The 25,353-nt window shown below is 62.5% G+C and carries 26 protein-coding genes; 10 read left to right on the top strand and 16 right to left on the bottom strand.

What is annotated here, in order from left to right:
- Window positions 1-4: 4 nt before the first annotated feature.
- On the bottom strand, window positions 5-1,180 hold the full coding sequence (locus SJY08_RS01640) for an aminotransferase (protein WP_377274424.1): 1,176 nt from the start codon (window positions 1,178-1,180) through the stop codon (window positions 5-7).
- Between the two features lie 19 nt (window positions 1,181-1,199).
- On the bottom strand, window positions 1,200-2,186 hold the full coding sequence (locus SJY08_RS01645) for a LysR substrate-binding domain-containing protein (RefSeq protein WP_377274426.1): 987 nt from the start codon (window positions 2,184-2,186) through the stop codon (window positions 1,200-1,202).
- A 163-nt stretch (window positions 2,187-2,349) separates the two neighbouring features.
- On the opposite strand from SJY08_RS01645, the gene speB reads away from it, so the two are divergent.
- The 7 genes from speB (at window position 2,350) to SJY08_RS01680 (ending at window position 8,182) form a co-directional block, all read left to right on the top strand.
- Window positions 2,350-3,405, top strand: coding sequence for an agmatinase (speB, locus tag SJY08_RS01650; protein ID WP_377274428.1), 1,056 nt, complete (start codon window positions 2,350-2,352; stop codon window positions 3,403-3,405).
- 167 nt (window positions 3,406-3,572) lie between these two features.
- A complete protein-coding gene (locus SJY08_RS01655; RefSeq protein WP_245280791.1) occupies window positions 3,573-4,583 on the top strand; it encodes a PotD/PotF family extracellular solute-binding protein in 1,011 nt (336 codons plus the stop codon).
- A 220-nt stretch (window positions 4,584-4,803) separates the two neighbouring features.
- Window positions 4,804-5,043, top strand: a complete 240-nt coding sequence (locus SJY08_RS01660; RefSeq protein ID WP_054147918.1) for a type II toxin-antitoxin system Phd/YefM family antitoxin — start codon at window positions 4,804-4,806, stop codon at window positions 5,041-5,043.
- On the top strand, window positions 5,040-5,474 hold the full coding sequence (locus SJY08_RS01665) for a type II toxin-antitoxin system VapC family toxin (protein ID WP_377274431.1): 435 nt from the start codon (window positions 5,040-5,042) through the stop codon (window positions 5,472-5,474). The genes SJY08_RS01660 and SJY08_RS01665 overlap by 4 nt, the downstream gene beginning before the upstream one ends.
- Before the next feature lie 25 nt (window positions 5,475-5,499).
- Window positions 5,500-6,534 carry an ABC transporter ATP-binding protein gene (locus SJY08_RS01670; protein ID WP_377274433.1) on the top strand — a complete coding sequence of 345 codons (1,035 nt, stop codon included), beginning with the start codon at window positions 5,500-5,502 and terminating at the stop codon, window positions 6,532-6,534.
- Window positions 6,531-7,385, top strand: a complete 855-nt coding sequence (locus tag SJY08_RS01675) for an ABC transporter permease (protein ID WP_377274435.1) — start codon at window positions 6,531-6,533, stop codon at window positions 7,383-7,385. The genes SJY08_RS01670 and SJY08_RS01675 overlap by 4 nt, the downstream gene beginning before the upstream one ends.
- Complete coding sequence (locus SJY08_RS01680) at window positions 7,382-8,182, top strand: ABC transporter permease (RefSeq protein ID WP_377274437.1); 801 nt, start codon at window positions 7,382-7,384, stop codon at window positions 8,180-8,182. Before SJY08_RS01675 ends, SJY08_RS01680 begins: the two co-directional genes overlap by 4 nt.
- 10 nt (window positions 8,183-8,192) lie before the next feature.
- Here SJY08_RS01680 and SJY08_RS01685 read toward each other — a convergent pair whose 3' ends face one another.
- The 9 genes from SJY08_RS01685 to SJY08_RS01725 all read right to left on the bottom strand — a co-directional run bounded on the left by SJY08_RS01685 (window position 8,193) and on the right by SJY08_RS01725 (window position 18,003).
- Window positions 8,193-9,788 carry a GMC family oxidoreductase gene (locus tag SJY08_RS01685; RefSeq protein ID WP_377274439.1) on the bottom strand — a complete coding sequence of 532 codons (1,596 nt, stop codon included), beginning with the start codon at window positions 9,786-9,788 and terminating at the stop codon, window positions 8,193-8,195.
- 26 nt (window positions 9,789-9,814) lie between these two features.
- Window positions 9,815-11,950, bottom strand: a complete 2,136-nt coding sequence (gene scpA / locus SJY08_RS01690) for a methylmalonyl-CoA mutase (RefSeq protein ID WP_377274441.1) — start codon at window positions 11,948-11,950, stop codon at window positions 9,815-9,817.
- Window positions 11,951-12,137: 187 nt separating this feature from the next.
- The gene (locus SJY08_RS01695) at window positions 12,138-14,147 is read right to left on the bottom strand and encodes an acetyl-CoA carboxylase biotin carboxylase subunit (protein ID WP_377274443.1); all 2,010 of its coding nucleotides are present in this window, start codon (window positions 14,145-14,147) and stop codon (window positions 12,138-12,140) included.
- A gap of 5 nt (window positions 14,148-14,152) precedes the next feature.
- Complete coding sequence (locus SJY08_RS01700) at window positions 14,153-14,437, bottom strand: DUF2442 domain-containing protein (RefSeq protein WP_300887837.1); 285 nt, start codon at window positions 14,435-14,437, stop codon at window positions 14,153-14,155.
- Window positions 14,418-14,654: a DUF4160 domain-containing protein gene (locus tag SJY08_RS01705; RefSeq protein ID WP_110792574.1), complete on the bottom strand. Its 237-nt coding sequence runs from the start codon at window positions 14,652-14,654 to the stop codon at window positions 14,418-14,420. The genes SJY08_RS01700 and SJY08_RS01705 overlap by 20 nt, the downstream gene beginning before the upstream one ends.
- A gap of 5 nt (window positions 14,655-14,659) precedes the next feature.
- Entirely contained in the window at window positions 14,660-15,073 is a 414-nt protein-coding gene (locus SJY08_RS01710; RefSeq protein WP_054147926.1) for a hypothetical protein, read from the bottom strand.
- Between the two features lie 4 nt (window positions 15,074-15,077).
- Window positions 15,078-15,455 carry a hypothetical protein gene (locus tag SJY08_RS01715; RefSeq protein ID WP_377274446.1) on the bottom strand — a complete coding sequence of 126 codons (378 nt, stop codon included), beginning with the start codon at window positions 15,453-15,455 and terminating at the stop codon, window positions 15,078-15,080.
- Between the two features lie 10 nt (window positions 15,456-15,465).
- Window positions 15,466-16,380 carry a glutathione-dependent disulfide-bond oxidoreductase gene (gene yghU / locus SJY08_RS01720; RefSeq protein WP_377274448.1) on the bottom strand — a complete coding sequence of 305 codons (915 nt, stop codon included), beginning with the start codon at window positions 16,378-16,380 and terminating at the stop codon, window positions 15,466-15,468.
- 90 nt (window positions 16,381-16,470) lie between these two features.
- Entirely contained in the window at window positions 16,471-18,003 is a 1,533-nt protein-coding gene (locus SJY08_RS01725; protein ID WP_377274450.1) for an acyl-CoA carboxylase subunit beta, read from the bottom strand.
- Window positions 18,004-18,137: 134 nt separating this feature from the next.
- Here SJY08_RS01725 and SJY08_RS01730 point away from each other — a divergent pair, with 134 nt between their 5' ends.
- From SJY08_RS01730 to SJY08_RS01740, 3 genes are all read left to right on the top strand, one after another.
- Window positions 18,138-19,547, top strand: coding sequence for a short-chain fatty acyl-CoA regulator family protein (locus SJY08_RS01730; RefSeq protein ID WP_377274452.1), 1,410 nt, complete (start codon window positions 18,138-18,140; stop codon window positions 19,545-19,547).
- A 233-nt stretch (window positions 19,548-19,780) separates the two neighbouring features.
- Window positions 19,781-20,929: an Acg family FMN-binding oxidoreductase gene (locus tag SJY08_RS01735; RefSeq protein WP_377274454.1), complete on the top strand. Its 1,149-nt coding sequence runs from the start codon at window positions 19,781-19,783 to the stop codon at window positions 20,927-20,929.
- Window positions 20,922-21,377, top strand: coding sequence for a MarR family winged helix-turn-helix transcriptional regulator (locus SJY08_RS01740; RefSeq protein ID WP_069043321.1), 456 nt, complete (start codon window positions 20,922-20,924; stop codon window positions 21,375-21,377). Before SJY08_RS01735 ends, SJY08_RS01740 begins: the two co-directional genes overlap by 8 nt.
- A 235-nt stretch (window positions 21,378-21,612) precedes the next feature.
- On the opposite strand, the gene SJY08_RS01745 is transcribed toward SJY08_RS01740, so the two are convergent.
- The 5 genes from SJY08_RS01745 to SJY08_RS01765 form a co-directional block, all read right to left on the bottom strand.
- Complete coding sequence (locus SJY08_RS01745) at window positions 21,613-22,686, bottom strand: enoyl-CoA hydratase/isomerase family protein (protein WP_377274457.1); 1,074 nt, start codon at window positions 22,684-22,686, stop codon at window positions 21,613-21,615.
- A gap of 72 nt (window positions 22,687-22,758) precedes the next feature.
- Complete coding sequence (locus SJY08_RS01750; RefSeq protein ID WP_377274459.1) at window positions 22,759-23,715, bottom strand: D-2-hydroxyacid dehydrogenase; 957 nt, start codon at window positions 23,713-23,715, stop codon at window positions 22,759-22,761.
- A 59-nt stretch (window positions 23,716-23,774) separates the two neighbouring features.
- Window positions 23,775-24,401: a glutathione S-transferase family protein gene (locus tag SJY08_RS01755; protein WP_377274461.1), complete on the bottom strand. Its 627-nt coding sequence runs from the start codon at window positions 24,399-24,401 to the stop codon at window positions 23,775-23,777.
- On the bottom strand, window positions 24,401-25,072 hold the full coding sequence (locus SJY08_RS01760) for a Rieske 2Fe-2S domain-containing protein (RefSeq protein ID WP_377274463.1): 672 nt from the start codon (window positions 25,070-25,072) through the stop codon (window positions 24,401-24,403). The genes SJY08_RS01755 and SJY08_RS01760 overlap by 1 nt, the downstream gene beginning before the upstream one ends.
- A complete protein-coding gene (locus SJY08_RS01765; protein WP_171901597.1) occupies window positions 25,069-25,350 on the bottom strand; it encodes a hypothetical protein in 282 nt (93 codons plus the stop codon). The genes SJY08_RS01760 and SJY08_RS01765 overlap by 4 nt, the downstream gene beginning before the upstream one ends.
- Window positions 25,351-25,353 lie beyond the last annotated feature (3 nt).

The raw sequence follows: 25,353 nt of genomic DNA on the forward strand, positions 1-25,353 counted from the left end.
GTGATCAGTCCAGCTTGAAGGTCGAAAGACGGGAGACCAGACCTTCGATCGTTGCGCTGTCGGCATTTGCGAAGGCGAAGCGCAGGTAGTCCTGGCAATCGTCGCCGAAATAGGCGCCGGGAATGCAGAGCACGCCGGCCTTCTTTGCCAGAATTTCCGCGACATGAGCGGAGTCCTGGCCTGCAAAGGGATGGCGGATGAAGGCGAAATAGGCGCCGAGCGAGTCCATCTTCCAGTCGGGAAGCTTGGCCATGACGCCCTTCAGCGTTTCGGCGCGGTGCAAGATCTCGATGCGGTTTTCCTCGCGCCAGGCCTTCAGCGCCGGGATCGCCTTGGCGACGGCCGCCTGGGGTGCGCGTGGGGCGCAGATCTGCAGGTTGTCCATCACCTTGGCGATTTCCGAGACGGCACGCGCGCCGGCGGTGATCGCGCCAAGCCGATGGCCTGGGATGCAGAAGGATTTGGAGAAGGAGTAAAGGAGAATGAGGTTCTCTTCCCAGCCTTCGACCGAGAGTAGATCATGCGGGCGGCCTTCGCCGGGGAGAAAGTCGCGATAGGTCTCGTCGAGGATTAGGAAGGCGCCGGCCTTGCGGCAGGCCTCGAAGGCCTGATGCAAAAGAGCTGGCGGATAGATGGCGCCCGTCGGGTTGTTCGGTGACACGAGTGCCACGACTTTGACGCCCTTCGCCAGGACCGCTTCGATGCCTTCGATGGTGGGCACGAAGCCGGTTGCCGGATCAAGCGGGATCAGTTCGCGGCGAATGCCCATCATCGCCAGCGTGGTTTCCTGGTTGAAATAGAAGGGGTCCGTCAGCGCCACCGCATCGCCGCTTCCCGCAATCGCTGAGACTGTTGCCATGAAGGCCTGGTTGCAGCCGGCAGTGATGTGGATGTTGGCGGCGGTAACAGGCGCGCCATAGACGGCAGCAACCTCTGCCGCATAGGCCTCGCGCAGCGGCGCTTCGCCTTCGATCGGACCGTAACCGGCGTTTGCCCGGGCGGAAGCGGCCTCGGCCAGCCAGGCGAAGAGATCGGGATGCGGCGGATAGCCGGGCACGGCCTGGCTCAAGTCGATCATCGGGCCGCTCGCGCCGTCATAGGCGCGCGCCCAGGCAAAGACCGAGGGAACGGGCGGGGCCGAGAGATCAGCAACGAGCGGATTGAAGGGGGCGGCGGGCATGTCTCTGTCCTCGGTGTTATCAGCTCTCTTCCGAGAGCAAGGCAGCGGTGTTGGTGTTGCGTTTGCGGGTCGAGGGCAGGCCTCGTCCCGAAGGGCGGCTTGCCGGGCGCGGCTGGGCGGCGCGCTCGGTCTCGATCATGTCGAAGATCCAGTCGATGAAGACCTTGGCGATGGGGGCCGCGCGAACATCATTGCGAGCGGCGACATAGAAGGCGTCAGGTGCGGGCACTGCCAGATCGAAGGGGATGACGAGTTCGCCGGCGGCAATCAGGCTGGACGCCGTGATGCTGTCGCCGAGCGCCACGCCTTGGCCGAAACGGGCAGCCTCGGTCGAGAGTCGTGCATCACCCATGAAGTGTTCCCGAGCCCTTGGCATATCGAGTTGGTCGGCGGCGGCAAGCCAGCTTCGCCATTCGCGGCCGTCGTCACCATGCAGAAGCACATGGTCGCGCAGATCGCGGGTCGAGCGCAGCGGCCTTGTATTGAGCAGCGTCGGGCTGACGACGGGGAAGAGCTCGAAGGTGCTCCAGAGCCTTGTCCAGCAATCCTTCCAGCCGCCTGCACCATAAAGGATCGCGATGTCGATGTCGGGGGAATAGATCAGGCTGGAATCATTGCTGGAGGTCAACGTAAGGCTGATCTCGGGATAGCGATCGACGAAGGAGCCGAGGCGCGGCACGAGCCAAAGCGAGAGTAGCGCTGGCACGCAGGAGATGCGCAGACTGCCGCTGGTCGAGGGGCGGTTCATCAGGGCGGTCGCTGCTGCGATGCCGTCGAAGGCCTGGGTGACGGCCGGTAGCAGCAGAGCGCCTTGCGGCGTCAGTTTCAGCCGCTTGCCGCCGCGCTCGAAAAGCGCCGTCTTGAGCGTTTCTTCCAGGCTGCGGATCTGATGCGATATCGCGCCATGCGTCACGCTCAATTCCCGCGCGGCAGCCGAGATCGAGCCGCGGCGAGCGGCGGCCTCGAAGGCGCGAAGGGGGTTGAGCGGGGGCAGGCGGCTTGCCATGACGGGTTCAGCATCCGTGAATTTTTCTCACATCGATTGCTATAACATCGTGAATTGATTTTCCAAGTCTGTTGCGGGCTAATGCTCACAATAAAGGCATGCCGAGATCGTGCCGCAAAAATGGACGATGAACTGCTCATCGTTCACTAACAGGGAACGCCAGATGACTTTCGATGAAAAGCGCCTTGCGGCGCTGCGCGAGAAATACGGAAACGACAAAGCCGGCGAGATCTTCGATCCGAAGTTTGCCAAGGTAGGCGAGAAGATCTTCTCGAACGGTACGCGCGCTGCCCCTTATGCCGGCGTACCGACCTTCGTGTCCGCGCCCTATCGCCAGGTTGACCAGCGCAACCTGGATGTCAGCGATCTCGACGTCGCGATTGTCGGCGTGCCCATGGATCTTGGCGTCACCAACCGTCCGGGATCGCGCTTCGGGCCCAGAGCTCTGCGGGCGATCGACCGTATAGGCCCCTACAACCATGTTCTCGAATGCGCCCCGGTCTTCGATCTCAAGGTCGCCGATATCGGTGACGTGCCGTTTTCCAGCCGCTATCGCCTGGAGATGAGCCATGACGATATCGAGGCCTATCATACCAAGCTGGTCAGCCAAGGCGTGCTGCCGCTTTCCGTCGGCGGTGACCATTCGATTACCCATCCAATCATGAAGGCGATTGCCAAGAAGCACGGTCCCGTCGGCATGATCCATATCGACGCCCATTGCGATACCGGCGGTGCGTTCGACCAGACGAAGTTCCACCATGGTGGCCCGTTCCGCAACGCGGTGCTTGATGGTGTGCTCGATCCTGTCCGGACGATCCAGATCGGTATCCGCGGACCTGCCGAATATCTCTGGGAGTTCTCCTACGAATCCGGCATGACCGTCATTCACGCCGAGGAAATCAACGGTCTCGGCATCGCGGCGATCATCGAAAAGGCCAAGGCCGTGATCGGTGATGGGCCGACCTACCTCTCTTTCGATATCGACAGTCTCGATCCGAGCGTGGCACCCGGCACCGGTACGCCGGAAGTGGGCGGCCTGACATCGCGCGAAGCGCTGGAGCTGATCCGCGGCTTCAAGGGTGTGAACCTTGTTGGCGGCGATGTGGTGGAAGTCGCGCCGCAATATGACGCAAACCACAATACCGCGCATGTCGGCGCACAAATCCTCTTCGAAATCCTCAGTCTGATGGTCTACAGTCCGGCCATCAAGGGGCGCTGAGGGTTGATATCCCGGACGGCTCCTGCCGTCCGGCAACCGATGCAGACGTACGGGCGAACACGCCTCAACCACAACAAGGGAACAGGACCATGAAAGACATTCTCTCCACTTCCGTCAGCCGCCGCGGCGTGCTCGCCGGCTCGGCCGCCGTTGCCGGCGCTCTCGCCATGCCGTCGATCCTGCGCGCCCAGGACAAGTCGATCAAGATCGGCGTCTATGGCGGCTACTTCAAGGATTCGTTCGACAAGAACATCTTCCCGGAATTCACCAAGGCAACCGGTATCGCCGTCGAATCCATCGCGGAGCCGACGGGTGAAGCCTGGCTCGTGCAGCTGGAACAGGCCGCCAAGGCCGGCCAGGCACCGGCCGATCTTTCGATGATGTCGCAGGTTGCCATGCTCAAGGGCCAGGCGACCGAGCTCTGGGCGCCGATCGACATGGCGAAGATCAGCAATGCCTCGGGCCTGATCGACCGCTTCGTCAACAAGTATCCGGATGGACGCGTGGCCGGCGTCGGCGCTGTCGCCTGGTACATCACGCTCGTCACCAACACCGATGTCTATAAGGACGCTCCGACCTCCTGGGAAGCGCTGTGGGATCCGGCAAATGCCGACAAGCTCGGTCTGCTCGCGCTCGTCTCCAACTCCTTCCTGCTGGAAGTGACCGCCAAGACCTATCTCGGCGGCACCAATGCCCTCGACACCGAGGAAGGCATCCTGAAGGCGCTGGAGAAGCTTGCGGAAGTGAAGCCGAACGTGCGCCTCTGGTACCGTGACGAAGCCCAGTTCGAGCAGTCGCTGAAGTCGGGCGAAATCCCGATGGGTCAGTATTATCACGATGTCACGGGCCTTGCCGCTGCCGACGGCCAGCCGGTCCGCTCGACCTTCCCGAAGGAAGGCGGCATTCAGGACTCAGGCTGCTGGGCTCTGTCACGCGCTTCTGCCAAGACCGAGGAAGCACATGTCTTCATCGATTACATGTGCCAGCCGTCCATCCAGGCGACCCTGTCGCGCAAGGTCGGCACGGCCCCGACGGTCAAGCGCGAACTGCTCGACCTGACCGATGCCGAATTCGCCTCTGTCTCCTCGGATATCGAGCCGATCACGCCGCGCTACGACCTCTACCAGACCAAGTCGGACTGGCTGAACCAGAAGTGGACAGAACTGATCGTCGGTTGATTTTGCAGGGCGGTTGCCCCTCACGCGCCCTGAGCCTGTCGAAGGGCCGGGCACCTTCTCCCCGCACGCGGGGAGAAGGAGACGGCGGCTCGCTCAGCGCCAACTTTCCCTCTCCCCGCCTGCGGGGAGAGAGTAGGGTGAGGTGCGTTTGCGTTAGGATTTTGATGCATCTCCACGCCCGTGATAGGAATACGGTATGCATCTTAGCGGAGACAACCTCATGGCAACGGTCAGCGTGCGCGATGTGAATACCGATCTTTCCGAACTGGTGGATGAGGTGATCAAGGGCGGCAGCGTGACGATCACGCGCGACGGCAAGCCGGTGGCGACGCTGGTGGCGGTGGAGAGTGCTGCTGAACAGGAACCAAAGCACAACTTCCTGGAGCACCTGATGGCCTTTCCAGAGCCGGGTATGGTTTTTGAACGCAATCCCTCCCGTGGACGAGACGTCGATCTTTGACCGGGTATCTCATCGACACCAACGCGTTGTCGCTGCTTTCCAACAGCAAGGCATCGCCGCAATTCATTGATTGGCTTCAGGCGCAACAGCGAAAGAACGCTTTGTATGCCTCGACGATCACGCTTCAGGAGATCGAAAAGGGTATCGTGAAGCTTGAGCGTGTGAAGGGTGGCAGCCTTGATAAAGCACGGCGTCTCCGCGATTGGATCGAAATCGTGATGGCAGATTTCCAGGATCGGTTTCTGCCTGTTGATGTCGAGGTCGCGCTCGTGGCTGGAAAGCTTGAAGGCGCAATGCTAGCGCGAGGGCTGAATATCGAACTCGCCGACATTCTCATCGCCGCACCGGCGCAAACCCACGGCCTCACAGTCGTAACCGCCAATATCCGAGACTTCGAGCCCCTGGGCGTCGACTGTCTCGCACCGTTTTGAACAACATTCGTCTGATTGGAAGTCCATGTCCGGCCTCGCCCTCAATTCCATCACCAAGCAGTTCGGTCCCTTCACGGCGGTCGATCAGGTCCAGCTCTCGGTCCCGCACGGCACCTTCGTTTGCCTGCTCGGTCCCTCCGGCTGCGGCAAGACCACGCTGCTCCGGATGATCGCCGGTCTCGACAGCCCGACCGATGGTGCGATTGTTCTCGATGGCCAAGACATTACCCAGGTGCCGACGCATAAGCGGGATCTCGGCATGGTCTTTCAGTCGCTGGCGCTTTTCCCGCATCTGACTGTGGGCCAGAACATCGCCTATCCCTTGCGCATCCGTGGCATCGGTCGTGAGGAGCAGGTGAAGCGCGTCGACGAGTTGCTCGCGATGATCCACCTCACCGGTTATGCCGACCGCCCGGTGCACAAACTCTCCGGCGGCCAGCGGCAGCGCGTGGCGATTGCCCGGGCGCTCGCCATCTCGCCGAAACTCTTTTTGCTCGACGAGCCGCTGTCGGCGCTCGATGCCAAGCTGCGCGAAGCGATGCAGGTGGAGCTGCGCAAGCTGCAGCAGCAGCTGGGCATCACCACCATTGTGGTCACACATGACCAGCGCGAGGCGATGACCATGGCGGATACCGTCGTCGTCATGAATGGCGGCAAGATCCGTCAGGCGGCGAGCCCGATCGAGATCTATCGCAAGCCGGCCGACCGCTTCGTGGCCGACTTCATCGGTTCGACCAACCTCCTGCCGCTGACCGCGCAGGGCGGGGCGGCGCTTGTGCTCGGCCATAGCGTCGCCGGAATTTCTGCACCGTCGGGGCATGGGCAGGCCAGCCTCTCGGTTCGCCCCGAGGACGTGAAGCTCGCGGGCCCCGGCGAGGGTCGCATCACCGGCAAGGTCACCTTCATCCGCGATCTCGGGGGTACGATCGAGACCTTCCTCGATGTCGCAGGGACCGAAGTCGTCGCCGTCTCGACCCCGCGCGAACGGCCGGTCGTGACCGTCGGTCAGGATGTCGGCATCGTCATCGATCCCGAAACCGCCGTGGTGCTCTCAGCATGAGACGCGAGCCCCCGAAAACCGCGCTCGATTATGCGCCGCTGGCATTTCCCGCGGGCATGCTGATCCTGTTCTTCGTCGTGCCCTTCGCGACGATGATCGCCGTATCCTTCTTCAAGCGGGATCCGACCGGCTTCTATTCGCCCGATTTTGTCTTCGACAACTACGCCCGCTTTCTGTCGTTCTTCTTCGGGGGCGTGCTGAGCTTCTCGCTGATGCTGGCGATTGCCGTTGCCGTCGTCTGCGTGACGCTGGCGCTACCCTTCACCTATCTGCTCGCCCGCATGTCGCGCAAAGCACAGGTGCTGTGGCTCGTGGCGCTCCTCTCCATCCTGTCGCTCTCGGAAGTCATCATCGGCTTTGCCTGGTCGACGCTGTTCTCACGCACCGCCGGCATCACCAATCTGCTTGTGATGATCGGCTTGATGGAAAGCCCCGTGGCATTGATGCCGAATTTCGGCGCGGTGCTGACGGGCATGACCTATCAGGCGCTGCCCTATACGGTCCTCGTGCTCTATCCCGCTCTCGTCAGGCTGGACCCCACACTGACGGAAGCGGCGCGCACGCTTGGTGCCTCGCCGCTCCGCGCCTTCTTCACGGTGGTCGTGCCGGCATTGCGCAACACGCTGATTGCAACGCTGATCATGGTCTTCATCTTCGCGCTCGGCTCCTATCTCCTGCCGCAGATCCTCGGCCGTCCTTCGCATTGGACGCTGTCGGTGCTGATTACCGATCAGGCGATCTACCAGTCCAACATGCCGTTTGCGGCGGCGATGGCGGTGTTCCTCGTGCTCGTCACGCTGGGCATGGTGGCGCTCACGCTGCTGATCGGTCGCAAGGGAGAGGCGGCATGAACACGGTCCTGACCCGTCTCTATTTCACGCTTATCGGCATCTTTCTGGCGGCCCCCATCGTCGTGGTTGCTGGCGTTTCGGTGAATGCCAAGCAGAGCCTCAACTTCCCGCCGCAGGGATTTTCGCTCTCGTGGTATGGCGCGATCTTTACCGATCCCGGCTGGCGTGCGGCCCTCTTCGCCTCGGTCATCCTGGCGCTTTGCGCGGCTGCTCTCGCCGTCGCCATCGCGCTGCCGCTCGCCTGGTTCCTATGGCGGCGCCTCGCCCCTTGGGCGCAGGTCTTTCAGCTGCTCGGCATTGCCCCCTTCACGCTGCCGCCCGTCATCACGGCGCTGGGGCTTCTCACCTTCTGGGCCGCGACCGGCTTCTACGGCCAGCCTTGGACGGCCGTCATCAGCCACGCGATCTTCTTCGTGACGCTGCCCCTGGTGACGCTGTCGCTCGGGTTCTCGGCGATCGATCGCTCACTGGTCGAGGCTGCCGCCACCATGGGCGCCGACGACCGGACCATCTTCCGCACCGTCGTGCTGCCGCTGATCGCGCCCTATCTCGTCTCCGGCTATGCCTTCGCTTTCGTCCTCTCGCTCAACGAATACATCGTCGCCTATATGACGGTCGGTTTCGTGATTGAGACGCTGCCGATCAAGATCTTCAACGCGCTGCGCTACGGCTACACGCCGGTCATGGCTTCGGTAACGATCCTGTTCGTGGCGGTCGCGGCCATCATCTTCGGCCTCGTCGCCCGCTTCGGCGACCTGCCGAAACTGCTCGGGGCGAATGCGGACGATCGCAGCTGATGGACTGGTGTCAGCGGTGATCCTCCAGGATCATCGCAGCTGCCTTTTCGGCGATCATTAGGGTCGGAGAACTGGTATTGCCCGAGGTGATCGTCGGCATGACCGAGGCATCGGCAATGCGCAGGCCCTTCAGTGCGCGTAGCCTCAGGCGCGGGTCCACCACGCTGTCAGGGTCCGCACCCATGCGGCAGGTGCCTACAGGGTGGAAGATCGTCGTGCCGATATCGCCCGCAGCCTTTTCCAGATCTGCATCACTTTCGAGCGCCGGTCCTGGGCGGTACTCCTCGGGATGATAGCGGGCGAAGGCTGGTTGAGCGGCGATCTGGCGGGTGAGCCGGATCGAGCGGACTGCGACGTCGCGGTCACCAGGCGTCGAGAGATAGTTCGGCGCGATCTGCGGCTGGGCGGCGAAGTCGGGACCAGCAATATGAACCGAGCCGCGGCTTTCGGGTCTGAGATTGCAGACACTCGCCGTCATCGCCGGGAAGGGGTGGACGGGATCGCCGAACTTGTCGAGCGACACCGGCTGGACATGGTATTCGAGATCAGCCGTCTCCTTGTCCGGGCCGGAGCGGGTGAAAATGCCGAGCTGGCTCGGGGCCATCGACATCGGGCCAGAGCGCCGCAGCGCATATTCGAGGCCGATCATTGCCTTGCCGTAGAGGCTTGAGGCACGTTCGTTGAGGGTCGGCACGCCGGTTACCTTGAAGACGAGGCGGAGCTGCAGATGGTCTTGCAAATTTTCGCCGACAGCCGGGACCTCGCGAACAGTCTCGATCCCGGCATTCTGCAAGACCTCACCGCGGCCGATGCCGGAGAGTTCCAGGATCTGCGGAGAGCCGATGGCGCCGGCGGACAGTACCACCTCGCGGCGGGCGGCAAAGCGCTTCAACTCGCCGTCGTGATGCACCTCGGCGCCGGTCACGCGGTCGCCCTCGATCGTCAGCCGCTTCACATGAGCGCGGGTGAGGATCGTCAGGTTCTTGCGGTGCCGGATCGGTTTCAGAAAAGCCTTTGCCGTGTTCCAGCGAATGCCGGAGCGCTGGTTCACCTCGAAGAAGCCGGAGCCTTCGTTGTCGCCACGGTTGAAATCGTCGGTTTCCGGAATGCCCGCCTGCTTGGCTGCCTCGCGAAACGCCTCCAGTACGTCCCAGCGGAGACGGGCCTTCTCCACGCGCCATTCGCCGCCGGCGCCATGTTTGTCGTCGGCACCCTTGTGAAAGTCCTCGGTCCTTTTAAACAGGGGCAGGACGTCATCCCAGCCCCAGCCTTCACAGCCCATCTGGCGCCACTGGTCGTAGTCGCGGGCCTGGCCGCGCATATAGATCATGCCATTGATCGAGGAGCAGCCGCCGAGCACCTTGCCGCGCGGATAGCCGATGGCGCGGCCGTTCAGCCCTGGCTCGGCTTGCGTCTTGAAGCACCAGTCGGTGCGCGGGTTGTTGATGCAGTAGAGATAGCCGACCGGGATGTGGATCCAGTGATAGTTGTCGCTGCCGCCGGCTTCGAGCAACAATACGCGCCTGGACGGATCGGCGGAGAGCCGGTTGGCCAGCAGGCAGCCGGCAGTACCGGCCCCGATGATGATGTAATCGTAGCTTTCCATGCTCCTCCCCGAGCGCTGCCTGCGTCTCAACTGTTTCGCAGGCGACCCTCCAGCAGGTCAAGCACGGAGCGGGCGGCATCCATGACATTCGTGCCCGGACCGAAGACGGCGGAGACACCATGCTCCAGCAGGAAGTCGTAGTCCTGGCGCGGAATGACTCCGCCGACGACCACGATCACGTCGTTCGCCCCCTTGGCCTTCAGCGCTTCGACCAGCTGCGGCGCGAGCGTCTTGTGGCCGGCGGCTAGCGAGGACAGTCCAACCACGTGCACCCTGTTGGCGACGGCCAAGTCTGCTGCCTCGTCCGGCGTCTGGAAGAGTGGTCCTGCCACGACATCGAAGCCGATATCGCCAAAGGCGGATGCAATCACCTTGGCTCCTCGGTCATGGCCATCCTGGCCGAGCTTGGCGATCAGGATGCGTGGTTTGGAGGCGGCCTTGCCGTAATCCTTGAGGCGGCTCGACAGCGTCTCCATTTCCGGATCGCCTTCATAGGCCTTGCCGTAGATGTCATGCACGACTTCGGGAACGGCGACGTGATCGCCGAAAACGGCGCGCATGGCATCCGAAATTTCGCCGACCGTGGCGCGGGCGCGGGCGGCGTCGACGGCGGCTTCGAGGATATTGCCGTTCCCGCTCTTGGCGACGTCCGTCAGCCTCGCGAGCGTCTCGCTGACGCGCTTCGGATCGCGCTGGCGACGCGTCTGCTCGATGCGCTTGATCTGCGACAGGCGGACGGCAGTGTTGTCGATCTGCAGGATATCGATCGGTTGCTCATTTTCGAGGCGGTATTTGTTGACGCCGACAATGACCTCTTCTGCGCGGTCCACGGCAGCCTGGCGACGGGTCGCGGCCTCTTCGATTAGGCGCTTTGGCAGTCCGTCATCCACGGCCTTGGTCATGCCGCCCAGCCGCTCGATCTCCTCAATCAGCGCCCAGGCCTTTTCCGCCATCTCGTTGGTCAGGCTCTCGACATAATAGGAGCCGGCGAGGGGATCGACGACCTTGGTCACGCCCGTCTCGTGCTGCAGGATCAGCTGGGTATTGCGGGCGATGCGGGCGGAAAATTCCGTCGGCAGCGCAATCGCCTCGTCAAAGGAGTTTGTGTGCAGCGACTGGGTGCCGCCAAGCACGGCGGACATCGCTTCAAACGCGGTGCGGACGATGTTGTTATAGGGATCCTGCTCGGCCAGCGACACGCCCGAGGTCTGGCAATGGGTCCGCAACATGAGGGACGACGCCTTCTTCGGCTCGAATTCCTGCATGATGCGGGTCCAGAGCAGGCGGGCTGCGCGGAGTTTCGCGGCCTCCATGAAGAAGTTCATGCCGATGGCAAAGAAGAAAGAGAGGCGGCCAGCGAATTCATCGACATTCAGGCCCTTGGCGATGGCGGCGCGGACATATTCGCGACCATCGGCCAGCGTGAAGGCGAGCTCCTGCACCAGCGTCGCGCCCGCCTCCTGCATGTGGTAGCCGGAAATCGAGATCGAGTTGAACTTCGGCATCTCCTTCGCCGTGTATTCGATGATGTCGGCGATGATCCGCATCGAGGGTTCGGGCGGATAGATATAGGTGTTGCGGACCATGAACTCCTTGAGGATGTCGTTCTGGATGGTCCCGGACAGCTTGTCGCGCGTAACACCCTGTTCTTCGCCGGTGACGATGAAATTGGCGAGGATCGGGATGACGGCGCCGTTCATCGTCATTGAGACGGAAATGGCTTCAAGCGGAATGCCATCGAACAGGATCTTCATGTCCTCGACACTGTCGATCGCCACACCCGCCTTGCCGACATCGCCCTCAACGCGCGGATGATCGGAATCGTAGCCGCGGTGGGTGGCGAGGTCGAAGGCGACGGAGACGCCCTGCTGGCCGGCAAGAAGTGCCTTGCGGTAAAAGGCATTGCTTTCCTCAGCGGTCGAGAAACCGGCATATTGCCGGATCGTCCAGGGCCGTCCGGCATACATGGTGGCGCGCGGTCCTCGGGTGAAGGGGGCAAAACCCGGCAGGCTGTCGAGATGGTCGATGCCGGCGATATCGTCTGCCGTGTAGAGCGGCTTGACATCGATACCCTCGGGCGTGTGCCAGGTGAGCGCGTCCGCCGGACGCTTCAATTCCTTCTCGGCAAGCGCCTGCCAGTCGGCGATGGTTTTCTTGGTCATCCGGTCTTCTCCCTGCTCCGCACGGACTGCGGGCCGACGACTAGTGTTCCTGTTTGCCCCTCACCCTGCCCTCTCCCCGCAAGCGGGGAGAGGGAGGTGCCAAGGCGTGCCATCTCGGCCTTCTCCCCGTTCACGGGGAGAAGGTGCCGGCAGGCGGATGAGGGGGCTTTCCCTTCGAAGGAAAACGTTACCCCTCGAACTCCATGATCAGCTCATCGACCGCCAGGCTTTGGCCCGGCTTGACGACGATCTTTTTGACCGTACCCCGGCGTTCGGCCTTGAGGATGTTCTCCATCTTCATCGCCTCGACGGTGGCGAGCGCCTGACCGGCCTCGACGGTCTCGCCTTCCTTGACAGCGACACCGGTGATGACACCCGGCATGGGGCAGAGCAGCATCTTCGACGTATCCGGCGGCAGCTTTTCCGGCATCAGCTTGGCGAGGGCTGCCACACGTGGCGAGCGGACGCGGGCGGTGACATCCATGCCGCGCCAGCGCAGCCGAATGGCGGGGCCTTTGAGGTCGACCTTCACCGCGAGCGTTTCGCCGCCGATGTCGACATGGGCGAGTGTCTGACCTGGCTGCCAGTCGGTGGCTACAACAAGCTCGTTGCCGGCTTCGAATGCGACGCGCGTGTTGCCGGTGCCTTCGGTGACGGCAAGGGCATGGTCGCCACACGCCAGATTGACGACCCAGTCCTTGCCGAGCTTGCGGGTATGGTTGCCGATGGTGCCGGAGATCTGGATCGCGCGCGCCTGTAGGCGGTGGTTGATGACGGCGGCTATGGCGGCGAGCTTTTCCGCCGAGGTGGCATCCGGGGTCACGCCGGTGAAGCCGTCCTTGAACTCCTCGGCGATATAGGCCGTGGTGATCTTGCCGGAGCGGAAGCGATCCTGGTTCATCACTGCCGAGAGGAAGGGCAGGTTGTGGCCGATGCCTTCGACCTCGAAGCTGTCGAGCGCCTCACTCATGGCGTCAATCGCGGTCAGGCGATCAGGAGCCCAGGTGCAGAGCTTGGCGATCATCGGGTCGTAATACATCGAGATCTCGCCGCCCTCGAAGACGCCGGTGTCGTTGCGAACAACGGTGCCTTCAGCGCTCGTTCCCTCTGCCGGCGGGCGGTAGCGGGAGAGGCGGCCGATCGAGGGCAGGAAGTTGCGATAGGGGTCTTCGGCATAAAGCCGGCTTTCGATCGCCCAGCCATTGAGCTTTACATCGTCCTGGCCGAAGCTGAGTTTCTCGCCGGCTGCGACACGGATCATCTGCTCGACGAGATCAAGGCCGGTCACCAGTTCAGTGACGGGATGCTCGACCTGCAGGCGTGTGTTCATCTCGAGGAAGTAGAATTTGTTCTGCTTGCCATCGACGATGAATTCGACCGTGCCGGCGGAGTGATAACCGACGGCTTTTGCCAGTGCCACGGCCTGTTCGCCCATGGCCTTGCGGGTGGCGGCATCGATGAACGGCGAGGGGGCCTCTTCGATGACCTTCTGGTTTCGCCGCTGGATCGAGCATTCGCGCTCGCCGAGGTAAAGTACGGTGCCGTGCTTGTCGCCCAGCACCTGGATCTCGATATGGCGCGGTTCGGTGACGAACTTCTCGATGAAGATGCGGTCGTCGCCAAACGAATTCTTCGCCTCGTTCTTCGACGACTGGAAACCTTCGCGGGCTTCTTCCGGGTTCCAGGCGATGCGCATGCCCTTGCCGCCGCCGCCGGCCGAGGCCTTGATCATCACGGGATAGCCGATCTGATCGGAGATTTTCACCGCCTCGTCGGCATCGGCAATCAGACCCATATGGCCGGGTACCGTCGAGACGCCGGCTTCGGCTGCGAGCTTCTTCGAGGTGATCTTGTCGCCCATGGCCTGGATGGCATTCACCGGCGGGCCGATGAAGGTGACACCGGCCTTTTCCAGCGCCTCGGCGAAGGCGGCGTTTTCCGAGAGGAAGCCGTAGCCGGGATGCACCGCATCGGCGCCGGTCTGCCGGATCGCATCGAGGATCTTGTCGATGACGATATAGGACTGGTTGGATGGTGCCGGGCCGATATGCACCGCCTCATCGGCCATCTCGACATGCAGCGCATTGCGGTCGGCATCGGAATAGACGGCGACCGTCTTGATGCCGAGCTTCTTCGCGGTCTTGATGACCCGGCAGGCAATTTCGCCACGGTTGGCGATGAGGATTTTCTGGATCATTGTTGTCACTCGGCAGCTTGAGCGGGCGGGATGGCGCCGGGAGCGGCACCTCCGATGATGAGCGCCTTGGCGCTGATATATTCGTCGATGTCTTCCCAGCCGACGGCGTCACCGAAGGGAAGGATTTCCCCCTTGGCGCGTTGGTCAGGCGATGCCTTGGCGAGGCGCGGATACCACCAGAGCGGCGCCACGATCCTTCGCCCATCCATCATATCGAAGATGATGCTGTCGTCCGTGACATCCACGGAGCGGATCTGCAGTTGCCGCTCATCAATGTCCAAAGTGGTCATTCCACGCCTCCTCGAAACCCTGCCGGTGTTCCGCGACGACCTTGAGGATAGCATTCACCTCATGGGCCGCGAAGCCTGCGTTGCGGGCGACACCGAGATCCCGCAACCACACTTTCAACTGCTTTCCGTCCTTCAGGACGTGAATATGTGGCGGCTCGCCGATCTCCTTCGAGTAGAAAAGAAAACGATGTCCTTTCCAGAGAAGGAGTGTCGGCATGTCCGCTATTCCTGCACCTTCTTCTTCAAGCCCTTCGCCACGCTCTGCTCGTTCTTCACCTCGCCGAAGGCTTCCGGAAAATTCTTCCGGGCTAGCGCTTCGTTGATCTTCAGCTTGGCGAAATAGGATTGTGGATCAAAGCCGCGTTCGGCGGCGATGACTTCGCGGCCGAAGAGGCGGCAGAGGCGCTCGCCGTCGAGATTGCCGCGCTCGAAGGGTTCGGTGCCGAAAAACTGCCAGAGCGCCTGCATGAAGCCGAGGTCGGCGAGTGCCACCGTCTGGTCCATGGTGCGGTGGCGCGGCCAGTTGGTGACGGGCGTGACCTTCGGGTTTGGCCGGCGGATCGTGTATTGCCATTGCGTTCCGGGCAATCCCAAGGGAAAGCCCTGATGTTTCGGCATGAGCGGATCTTTTGCCATTGTCTTAAACCTCGAACACGTCTTCGAAGGATTCCGGGAAGCTCTTGCGCGCCACCCTCTCGTTTATGACAAGCATTTCGTCATAGGAATGAGGGTCGAAGTCCCTGTTGACGGCCACGACCTCGCGACCAAACAACAGGCTGAGCCGGGCTGCATCGAGATTGCCGCGGACGAATGGTTCTGCCCCGAACTGGTGCCAGAGCGCATGCAGAAAGGCAGCGTCGATCCGGTGCTCCTTCGTCCCTGGCCGCGCCTTGCGCGGCAGGGTCTTGATCGGGGTGACACCCTTGTCATTGGCGCGGCGAATGGTGAACTGCACACCGGTCCCCGGCATGCCGGATGGAAAACCCCGATGTTTGATCATGTCGGGCGCTTTGCTCATGGTTTTCTCCTCACGCCTGACCGGCCAGTTTGTCCTGCGTCTTCGTGTCGAAGTCGGAGGCATCGTGGCGTTCATGCAGCTGTTCGGAGAGCGGGCCGGAAGTCTTGTTGACGATCGCGCCGCGCTTCACACCCGGGCGGGCTGCGAGCTGTTTCGTCCAGCGCTGGACATGTTCGTATTCGTCGACCGATAGAAAAGTGCCGGCATCGTCATAGGCGCCGTGCAGGGCCAGACGTCCATACCAGGGCCAGATCGCCATATCGGCGATCGTGTAATCCTTGCCGGCCATGAACTCGTTGTTGGCGAGGTGGCGGTTCAGCACATCCATCTGGCGCTTCACCTCCATGGCGTAGCGGTCGATGGCATATTGGATCTTCATCGGCGCATAGGTGTAGAAATGGCCAAAGCCGCCGCCGAGGAAGGGGGCGGAGCCCATCTGCCAGAACAGCCAGTTCAGCGTTTCCGCGCGTGCCCGGGTCTCGGTCGGCAGGAAGGCGCCGAATTTCTCAGCGAGGTAGGTCATGATCGAGGCTGACTCGAACAGTCGGATCGGCTCTCCGCCATCGACAGGCTGATGGTCCATCAGGGCAGGGATCTTGGAATTCGGATTGACCTCGACGAAGCCGGAAGAAAACTGATCACCCTTGCCGATATTGATCAGCCAGGCATCGTATTCCGCGCCCTCGTGACCTGATGCCAGCAGTTCCTCGAGCAGGATCGTCACCTTCTGGCCGTTCGGCGTGCCGAGCGAATAGAACTGCAGCGGATGCTTGCCGACTGGGCGTTCCTTGTCATGCGTTGCACCCGCAATCGGCCGGTTGATGCTGGCAAAGGCGCCGCCATTGCCGGGCTCCCAGGTCCAGACCTTCGGCGGCTGATAGCCGGCAGGCAGGTTCTTTTCTGGCGGGAATTTTTCGTCGGTCATGAAATCGGATCCTTTCTCGGTGAAGCGCCTCGGGCGCGCCGAGAGTTATATAGGCCTTCCGTGTTGTCCTTGCCCACTCTCAATCGGTCGTCACAACGGTATCGTGTCGTGCTTCTTCCAATGTGTGCCAACCTGCTTGTTGCGGAGGCTCGCAAAAGCCTTGGCAATGCGGCGGCGCGAGGAATGCGGCATGATCACCTCGTCGATGAAGCCGCGTTCGGCGGCCTTGAAGGGGTTGGCGAAGTTGACTTCGTATTCCCTAGTCCGCGCCGCGATCTTCTCGGCATCGCCGAGTTCCGAGCGGTAGAGGATTTCGGCAGCCCCCTTGGCGCCCATGACGGCGATTTCGGCGGTCGGCCAGGCATAGTTGACGTCGGCGCCGATATGTTTCGAGGCCATGACGTCATAGGCGCCGCCATAGGCCTTGCGGGTGATGAGGGTGACCATCGGCACGGTCGCCTGGCTGTAGGCGAACAGCAGTTTCGCGCCATGCTTGATGACGCCGCCATATTCCTGGGCCGTGCCGGGCAGGAAGCCGGGCACGTCGACCAGCGTCAGGATCGGGATCGAGAAGGCATCGCAGAAGCGGACGAAGCGGGCGGCCTTGCGCGATGAATCGATGTCGAGGCAGCCGGCCAGCACCATGGGCTGGTTGGCGACAACGCCGACCGTCTGGCCTTCCATGCGGATAAAACCGGTGATGATGTTCTTCGCGAAGGCTTCCTGGATCTCGAAGAAATCGCCTTCGTCGGCCAGCGCGTAGATCAACTCCTTCATGTCGTAGGGCTTGTTGGAGCTATCGGGGATCAGCGTGTCCAACCGCATTTCGATGCGGGCGGGATCGTCATGGAAGGGGCGAATGGGGGGCTTTTCGCGATTGTTGAGCGGCAGGAAGTCGAAAAGCAGGCGAACCTGTTCCAGCGCTTCGATGTCGTTCTCATAGGCGCCATCGGCGACGGAGGACTTTTTCGTGTGCGTTGAGGCGCCGCCCAGTTCTTCCGCCGTGACGATCTCGTTGGTGACGGTCTTCACCACGTCGGGGCCGGTGACGAACATGTAGGATGAATCGCGCACCATGAAGATGAAGTCGGTCATGGCGGGCGAATAGACGGCGCCGCCGGCGCAGGGACCCATGATGACGGAGATTTGCGGAATGACGCCTGAGGCATCGACATTGCGCTTGAAGACATCGGCATAGCCGGCGAGCGAGGCGACACCTTCCTGGATGCGCGCGCCGCCGGAATCGTTCAGGCCGATGACCGGTGCTCCCACCTTCATCGCCATATCCATGATCTTGCAGATCTTCTGGGCATGGGTTTCGGACAGCGAGCCGCCGAGCACGGTGAAATCCTGCGAGAAGACATAGACCTGGCGACCGTTGATCGTGCCCCAGCCGGTGACCACGCCATCGCCCGGCACCTTTTGGGTCTCCATGCCGAAATCCACGCAACGGTGCGTGACATACATGTCGTATTCTTCAAACGAGCCTTCGTCGAGCAGGACCTCGATGCGCTCGCGGGCGGTCAGCTTGCCCTTGCCGTGCTGGGCGGCGATGCGCTTTTCGCCGCCGCCGAGGCGGGCCTCGTCGCGACGGGCTTCGAGCTGGTCCAGGATCGTCGACATGTTTCCTCCCGAATGGTCTTTTGGCTCTTAAGCCTTGATGTGACACCTATTCCACTGTGCCGCAGAAGAAAACGGTTGAACAGGTGCATCTGTGGATTTATGAATTTGCAAAGTGAAAATTGCGAATTTGCGAAATGGCCATCGGGAAACTCTTCATCGGCCGCAAGGTCCGCGACATCCGTCAGGCAAACGGGGCCACCCAGGCGCAGTTTGCCGATATGGTCGGCATTTCCACCAGCTATCTCAACCAGATCGAAAACAACCAGCGCCCGGTCTCGGCCTCGGTGCTTCTGGCGCTGGCGGAAAAGTTCGGCATTGACATCACCGAGCTCTCCTCCGGCCAGAACGACCGCCTTCTCTCGGCGCTGACGGAGGCGCTCTCCGACCCGCTGTTCGAGACCTATTCGCCAAGCCTGCAGGAACTGAAGCTCGTTACCCAGAATGCGCCTGGCTTCGCCCATGCGCTGATTGCCGCGCACCAGGCCTACCGGCGCGGCAATGAGCAGCTGGCGAGCCTCGACGACCGGTTGGGGGCTGCCCCCAGCCAGGAGGTGACGCCTTATGACGAGGTGCGCGACTTCTTCCACTTCGTCGACAATTACATCCACGATCTCGACCTCGCTGCCGAGCAGCTGGCGACGGAACTGAAGCTCGGGGAGGGGGAGAATTACGCGGCGCTTTCAGGTCATCTCGAGGCGCGGCATGGCGTGCGCGTGGTGCGCGGCGAGGCGGGCGACGAGGCCATCCGCCGCTTCGATCCGGTGGGACGTATCCTGACCGTCAGCCGCTATGCCTCTGCCCCCACCCGCGATTTCCAGATCGCCATCCAGATCGCCCAGCTGGCGGCTGCCGCCAAGATCGACCAGGTGCTGAAGCAGGCGAATTTCCGCACCGAAGAGGCGGTCGAGATCTGTCGCATGGGGCTCTACAACTATTTCGCCGGCGCGCTGATCCTGCCCTATCGCAGCTTCCTCACCGCCGCCCGCGACCTGCGCCACGACATCGAACTGCTCGCTGCCCGTTTCGAAGCCTCGCTGGAGCAGGTCTGCCACCGGCTCTCAACGCTGCAGCGGCCGGGCCTCAAGGGCGTGCCGATCTTCTTTGCCCGCATCGACCGGGCCGGCAATATCACCAAGCGGCACAGCGCCGCCCGCCTGCAATTCGCCCGCTTCGGCGCTGCCTGTCCGCTCTGGAATGCCCATCAGGCCTTCGAGACGCCGGGCCGGATCATCCGCCAGACGGCAGAGACGCCCGATGGCGTGCGCTATCTCTGCATCGCGACCCAGGTGTCAAAAGGCTCCGCCGGCTTCCGCGCCGCCAATCCGCGCTATGCCTTGGCGCTTGGCTGCGAGATCTCCTATGCCGGCGCCTTCGTCTATGCCGACGACCTCGACCTCTCCAACCGCGGCGCCTTTGACCCCATCGGCATCTCCTGCCGCATCTGCGAACGCATCAAATGCACCAGCCGCGCCGTGCCGCCACTGAAAAGGAAGCTGGTGGTGGATCATCGGGTGAGGAACCCGATGCCGTATGAGATTGAGTGAGGGGTATCTTTCTCGTTGGGGCAGGGCGCATCGTTGGCTGCATTCGGCCCAAAACCGACGACCAGCATCAGCGGATGGCCTCGGCTCGGCTTCACCGAACCAGCTGTCAGCGCTTGCTACAGCCTTGCCGGCGGGAGCAGATGCCCCCGAGACGCACTGCCCAAATCAACCGTCGTTTGACTTTGGTTCGATGTCGCACTACATAGTTCGATATCGAACCAAAAGAGATGGCGATGAACCTGACACGGCGCAAGATTATTTTCCTTGTTGGCGGCGGGGCTGTTCTGGCAGCAGGCGGTGCCTTCGGATACGCGGCGACACGCATGCCGCAAACGGCTTACCTTCCCTGGGAGCGCGCGGGCAGCTATGAGGACCCGCGGATGCGGGCCCTGTCATGGGCGCTCCTGGCCCCGAACCCGCACAATCGCCAGCCGTGGCTGGCGGATGTGTCCGAGGACGGCGTCATCACGCTGCATGCGGACACTGACCGCCTCTTGCCACACACCGATCCCTTCAACCGACAGATCGTGATCGGGCTGGGGTGTTTTCTGGAAGTCCTGCGCATGGCCGCAGCAGAAGATGGCTACCGCGCCGCCATGACGCTCTTCCCGCTCGGCAGCAGCGCCACGGCCCTCGACCGACGCCCCATCGCACGCATCACCCTCACATCTGATCCGACGGTTGCGCGCGATCCCCTATTCGCACTGGTGCCGGCCCGGCGCTCCAACAAGGAACCGTTCGACATGAGCCGCCCGCTCGCACCCGACATGCTTGCGCAGATGGCTGCGGCAGCCAGCAACGGCACGCGGTTCGGAGGCACTATTGACCCGGCGGAAACGGCCAAATTGCGCGCGTCGACGCGCGAAGCGCTGCGAATCGAGGTCGAGACGCCGCACACCTATCAGGAGAGCGTCGATCTCTTCCGTATCGGACGCCGGGAAGTGGATGCCAACCCTGATGGCATCGACTTTTCGGGACCTATGTTCGAAACGATGCACCTGACAGGCATGTTCAGCCGTGAAATCGCGGCCGACCCGACGAGTTTCGCCTTCAAGTCCGGCATGGACGCGATCTACGCCAATGCCGATACCGCGATGGGACATGTCTGGTTGGTCACCGCCGACAACAGCCGCGAAACGCAGATCGCCACGGGGGCGGACTGGCTGCGCGTCAACCTTGCAGCGACGGCTCTGGGCCTTGGGTTCCAGCCCCTCAGCCAGGCCTTGCAGGAGTTTCCGGAGATGGCAGGGCCCTACGGCCAAGTGCATGAACGCCTTGCACCAGATGGGGGCACGGTTCAAATGCTGTCGCGCATCGGCTATGGTCCGGCTGTCGGAAACAGCCCGCGTTGGCCTTTGGAGAGCAGGATCATGAATGTCTGAAAGCGCAATGCCCGACTACTTCCGGCTCTTCAACGAAATCGGCATCATCGGGCAGCTTTCACGCAGCCTGCTGGAAGCCCGGTTGCCGCCGGGCTTCGTTGCAGCGCAATTTTATGTGTTGAACCATTTGGTCCGCGTGGGCGACGGCCGCACGCCTCTTGCCATAGCCAGCGCCTTTCAGGTGCCCAAGACATCGATGACGCACTCGCTGGCCGTTCTGGAACAGGCGGGCCTGATCGAGATCCGCAAGAACCCTGGGGATGGCCGATCAAAACTGGTCCACATTACGGATGCAGGGCGAAAGTTCCGGCAGGATGCGATCGACGCACTCGCGCCAGATCTCAAGCGGATTGCAGCCGCCGTTCCCCCTGACCATGTCGCGCGCTTGCTGCCTGATCTCGAAGTGTTGCGGAAATTCCTCGATACAGACCGTGACGCTTCACCATAGGCTGCGGCACTTTCAATAGGCTGGTCGAACGCCATGAATGCACGGTTCCTGACGATCTTGTCGAAGCAGCCATACCGATCTCCGGAAAGCACAACGAGGACACATTGTCTGAACACGCAAAGGAAGCTCATGTCCGCTTCTGGCGCAAAGCGGCAGATCCTTCACGGCTCATGGTGGGACGCGATGGTCATTGTTGGTTGCATCCAGTCGGTCGGTACGTTGATGCGCTCAAGTACTACCCAAACAACCGCTCATCCCTCGCCGCAAAGAACGCCTCGACGCTCTCCGGCGCCACATCCTCCAGCGTCGCCGGGGACCATTTCGGGTTCCTGTCCTTGTCGATGATCGCAGCCCGGATGCCTTCGTAGAAGTCGGGGACCTTGACCACTTGGCAGGTGCCGGCGAATTCTCGTTCGAGGCAGGTTTCGAGGTCCTTGGAGCGGCGGGCCTCGCGCAGCATCCTGAGCGTCACCTTGAGGCTGGTCGGCGATTTCGCGCGCATGGCGGTGAGGGTGCGCGTCGCGAGGTCTCCGCCTTCCTCCTCTAGGGCTGCGACGATCTCCTCCACCGTGTCGAAGGCGAAGCAGCGGTCGATCATGTCTCGGCCTTCGGAGAAGATGCCCTTCGGGCCGTCCACCGTGTAGTCGCGGATCGTCGAGGCGATCGACTGACCTAGCGCCGGTGCAGGGAGGGCAGCAATCCGCTCCAAGAGTTCGGCTACGCGGTCCTGCGGGACATACCAGTCGGCGAAGCCTGCGGTGATGGCATCAGCGCCGTTGATCGCTTCACCGGTCAGGCCCATCCAGGTGCCGAGTTCGCCGGGTGCGCGGGAGAGCAGCCAGGTGGCGCCGATGTCAGGGAAAAAGCCGATACCGGTTTCGGGCATGGCGAGTTTCGTCGTTTCGGTGACGATGCGGTGGCTGCCATGGCTGGAGACCCCGACGCCGCCGCCCATGGTGATGCCGTCCATCACGACGACATAGGGCTTTTTGAAGCCGGCGATACGCGCATTCAGGCGGTATTCTGCCTTGAGGAAGTGGGAGGCCTTGCCGTCACCGGCCTTGCCGCTTTCGTAGAACATCCTGATGTCGCCGCCGGCGCAAAGCCCGCGTTCGCCCTCGCCGGTGACCAGCACCGCTGCGACATCAGGGTCGGCCTCGAAGGCATCGAGTGCCTTGCCGAAATCCAGGATCATGTCGTGGGAGAGACTGTTCAGCACACGTGGTCGGTTGAGTGCCACAAGGCCGAGCGCGCCCTTTTTCGCCGTCAGGATTTCCCCGCCCTGATAGTCCGCCTCCAGATAACGCATGCCGTCCTCCCTTGTCTTTTGAGAGAGTTAGATATGCGTCGCGGCCAAAGGGCAAGGGCTGCCTTGGTTGGATCAGGTCACGAGATTGCGCGGGGTCCCTGCGAGAAACAGCTCGATATTCTCGATCAGCTGGTCGGCCAGCGCCTGGATTGCCTCGCGACTTGCCCAGGCAACGTGCGGCGTGAGGATGACGTTTTCTCTGTTAGCAATGCGCATCATTGGGCTGTCTGGTGCGGGCGGTTCGCCATCGGTCACGTCGAAGCCGGCGCCTGATATCTGGCCGGCATCGAGAGCCTTTTCGAGGGCCAGTTCGTCGACGAGACCGCCACGGCCGGTGTTGATGAGCAATGGGCGGCGCTCCATCAGGGCGAATTCCCGCTCACCGATCACGCCGCGGGTTTCCGGTGTCAGCGGGCAGTGGAGGGTGATGACGTCAGAGCGCTTCAGGACCTCGTCGAAGGCCGTCTGGCCCGGCTTCAGTTCTGTTGCGCCGCGACGACCGGCGGCCAGCACCGTCATGCCGAAGGCCTCGGCGATCTTTCCCACCGACTGGCCAAGCGTGCCATGGCCGATGATCCCGAGCGTCGAGCCACCGAGGTCGGCGATGGGATAATCGAAATAACAGAATTGCGCGGCCTGCTGCCACCGTCCCTCGATCACCGACTGGCGATAGGGCAGGATCGACCGACGCAGCGCGAGCATCAGGGCGAAGGTGTGTTCGGGCACCGTGTGCTTGGCGTAATTGCGGATATTGCAGACGGCGATGCCACGCGCCTTGGCTTCCGCGAGATCGACAATATCGGTGCCGGTGGCAGAGACGGCGATCAGCTTGATCTTCGATGCGCCGGCCAGCGCGTCGGCGCGAACAGGGGCCTTGTTGGTGATCACGACATCGGCGTCGAGGATGCGCTCAGCCACTTCGTGCGGTGCGGTGCGGGCGTGCACTATCATCTCATGCGGCACCGTGGGCGCGCGGACCACGGTTTCCGGCGATAGCGTGTCCCGGTCGAGAAAGACGATGCGGATCATGGTGGACCTCCCTGCGTTCTCATCGACCTAGCCGAGCGGCTTTCGGCCAGCAAGGCAGGTCAGTGGTAATCCGGTACGCCGGGCATGGTGATGAAGCCCGGAAGTGCGCGGAAGCGGCGCAGCCAGCGGCGAAGCGCCGGGTATTCGTCGTGGTCGGTGCCGCAGTCGCGCGACAAAGCGAAGCTCGGCAGGAGTGCGAGATCCGCCAGGGTCGGGGTGGCGCCGACGAACCAGTCTGATCCTTCGATCTGCCGCAGCGTCATGTGGTCGTTCATGATGCGGAAGGCTTTGCGGGCTGCCTTGAGATCCGCCTCGCTGGCGCCCTCTGAGGTGAAGAGAGCTGCCTCGCGGGCGTCCACGGCGTGCTTCAGTTCGCGGTCTGAGAAGCCCAGCCATTGCTGGACGCGGCCGAAGTCTGCGGCATCGGCCGGCAGCCAACCACTGTCGGGCGCATGAGCGCGGACGAGATAGGCGAGGATCGCAGCCGTGCCGAAAAGCCTGACGTCGCCGTCCTCGAGGATCGGTAGCGTGCCGGTCGGGTTGAGCGCCAGCATATGCGGCATTTCCTGCTCGCGGCCGGGTGCCTTGTCGATGGCAACCGTTTCGAAGGAGATGCCGAGCATGGAGAGGAGAAGGCGGACGCGAAAACCGTTTTCGTCGAGGTGGTAATCGTAAAGCCTGATCATCACGCTGCCTCCACCATCTGGCCTTCAACGCGGTTGCGCAGCTCCGTGGCCCAGAGGATCAGGTCGCGGCGAAGGGCTGCGGCGGTGTGTCCGGTCACCGTGATGTGCAAGGCGGCCCGGCCGGCGTTGCGGGGTTGGGCTGCGATCAGGACGGTCACGTCGTTCCCTTGCAATGTCACTGTGCCGGTCTCGCTCTCGACCGGCCGGTACCCCTCGGGAGGGGCTGCCGTCACCGCCAGCAAAGCCGCGTTCGTCGACAGGTCGAGGAAGAGGCTGCGAACTGGTTCGGCGGTCTCGGGTAGTGTCGAAAGCTCGGCCGCATCTGCTCCGTCCGGCGCCATCCAGACAATGCCGGCGCGTTCGGTTGCGGCAAAGGTCGGGACCTTGATGGTCTGGGGTACCTCGAGATCGGGATGGGCCGGGATGTAGCGACATTGTCCTGACGTGTCGTAGCGCCAGCCATGATAGAGGCAGGCGATGTGGTCGCCGCGCACGAAGCCGAAGCTCATGCGCATGCCACGATGCGGACAGCGATCCTCCCAGACATGCACGTCGCCTTTCTCGTCGCGCCAGACGACGCGCTCCTCGCCATTGACGAGCGTTCCGGCAGAGGTGCCGGTTTCGATGTCGGTCGAGAGGGCAACGGGGATCCAGGGGGAGGCTGATGTCATGATGCGGCCTTTGCGGGCAGGTCTTCGTCGGTTTGAAATCTCGATACGTCGAGCACGATGCTGTCATAGGGGCCGAGGCTAACAGCCATTTCGAAGGCGTCGATCAGGGCTTCCGGTCCCGACAGCGTCAAGCGACAGCGATCGTGGTCGCAGGCCGCAATCGTCAGCCCGAGCGACAGGCGTGCCGCGCGATGTTCGGCAAACGCAATGAAGCCCTGCGGCTCCAGCCTTCCGGAAAAGGTGAAGCCGACGGTCATATGGTCGGCTTTCGCCGTCATCGG

Source organism: Rhizobium sp. R86522, from assembly GCF_042466255.1.
Lineage (GTDB): Bacteria > Pseudomonadota > Alphaproteobacteria > Rhizobiales > Rhizobiaceae > Allorhizobium.

Excerpts from the sequence above, each read along its gene's own strand:
- SJY08_RS01695 (WP_377274443.1), bottom strand. The coding sequence starts at position 14,147 with ATGATCCAGAAAATCCTCATCGCCAACCGTGGCGAAATTGCCTGCCGG.
- speB (WP_377274428.1), top strand. The coding sequence starts at position 2,350 with ATGACTTTCGATGAAAAGCGCCTTGCGGCGCTGCGCGAGAAATACGGA.
- SJY08_RS01755 (WP_377274461.1), bottom strand. The coding sequence starts at position 24,401 with ATGATCAGGCTTTACGATTACCACCTCGACGAAAACGGTTTTCGCGTC.
- SJY08_RS01735 (WP_377274454.1), top strand. The coding sequence starts at position 19,781 with ATGAACCTGACACGGCGCAAGATTATTTTCCTTGTTGGCGGCGGGGCT.
- SJY08_RS01670 (WP_377274433.1), top strand. The coding sequence starts at position 5,500 with ATGTCCGGCCTCGCCCTCAATTCCATCACCAAGCAGTTCGGTCCCTTC.
- SJY08_RS01745 (WP_377274457.1), bottom strand. The coding sequence starts at position 22,686 with ATGCGTTATCTGGAGGCGGACTATCAGGGCGGGGAAATCCTGACGGCG.
- scpA (WP_377274441.1), bottom strand. The coding sequence starts at position 11,950 with ATGACCAAGAAAACCATCGCCGACTGGCAGGCGCTTGCCGAGAAGGAA.
- SJY08_RS01680 (WP_377274437.1), top strand. The coding sequence starts at position 7,382 with ATGAACACGGTCCTGACCCGTCTCTATTTCACGCTTATCGGCATCTTT.
- SJY08_RS01710 (WP_054147926.1), bottom strand. The coding sequence starts at position 15,073 with ATGGCAAAAGATCCGCTCATGCCGAAACATCAGGGCTTTCCCTTGGGA.
- SJY08_RS01750 (WP_377274459.1), bottom strand. The coding sequence starts at position 23,715 with ATGATCCGCATCGTCTTTCTCGACCGGGACACGCTATCGCCGGAAACC.
- SJY08_RS01740 (WP_069043321.1), top strand. The coding sequence starts at position 20,922 with ATGTCTGAAAGCGCAATGCCCGACTACTTCCGGCTCTTCAACGAAATC.
- SJY08_RS01645 (WP_377274426.1), bottom strand. The coding sequence starts at position 2,186 with ATGGCAAGCCGCCTGCCCCCGCTCAACCCCCTTCGCGCCTTCGAGGCC.
- SJY08_RS01675 (WP_377274435.1), top strand. The coding sequence starts at position 6,531 with ATGAGACGCGAGCCCCCGAAAACCGCGCTCGATTATGCGCCGCTGGCA.
- SJY08_RS01660 (WP_054147918.1), top strand. The coding sequence starts at position 4,804 with ATGGCAACGGTCAGCGTGCGCGATGTGAATACCGATCTTTCCGAACTG.
- SJY08_RS01700 (WP_300887837.1), bottom strand. The coding sequence starts at position 14,437 with ATGACCACTTTGGACATTGATGAGCGGCAACTGCAGATCCGCTCCGTG.
- SJY08_RS01655 (WP_245280791.1), top strand. The coding sequence starts at position 3,573 with ATGCCGTCGATCCTGCGCGCCCAGGACAAGTCGATCAAGATCGGCGTC.
- SJY08_RS01760 (WP_377274463.1), bottom strand. The coding sequence starts at position 25,072 with ATGACATCAGCCTCCCCCTGGATCCCCGTTGCCCTCTCGACCGACATC.
- SJY08_RS01730 (WP_377274452.1), top strand. The coding sequence starts at position 18,138 with ATGGCCATCGGGAAACTCTTCATCGGCCGCAAGGTCCGCGACATCCGT.
- SJY08_RS01725 (WP_377274450.1), bottom strand. The coding sequence starts at position 18,003 with ATGTCGACGATCCTGGACCAGCTCGAAGCCCGTCGCGACGAGGCCCGC.
- SJY08_RS01715 (WP_377274446.1), bottom strand. The coding sequence starts at position 15,455 with ATGAGCAAAGCGCCCGACATGATCAAACATCGGGGTTTTCCATCCGGC.
- SJY08_RS01765 (WP_171901597.1), bottom strand. The coding sequence starts at position 25,350 with ATGACGGCGAAAGCCGACCATATGACCGTCGGCTTCACCTTTTCCGGA.
- yghU (WP_377274448.1), bottom strand. The coding sequence starts at position 16,380 with ATGACCGACGAAAAATTCCCGCCAGAAAAGAACCTGCCTGCCGGCTAT.
- SJY08_RS01685 (WP_377274439.1), bottom strand. The coding sequence starts at position 9,788 with ATGGAAAGCTACGATTACATCATCATCGGGGCCGGTACTGCCGGCTGC.
- SJY08_RS01705 (WP_110792574.1), bottom strand. The coding sequence starts at position 14,654 with ATGCCGACACTCCTTCTCTGGAAAGGACATCGTTTTCTTTTCTACTCG.
- SJY08_RS01640 (WP_377274424.1), bottom strand. The coding sequence starts at position 1,180 with ATGCCCGCCGCCCCCTTCAATCCGCTCGTTGCTGATCTCTCGGCCCCG.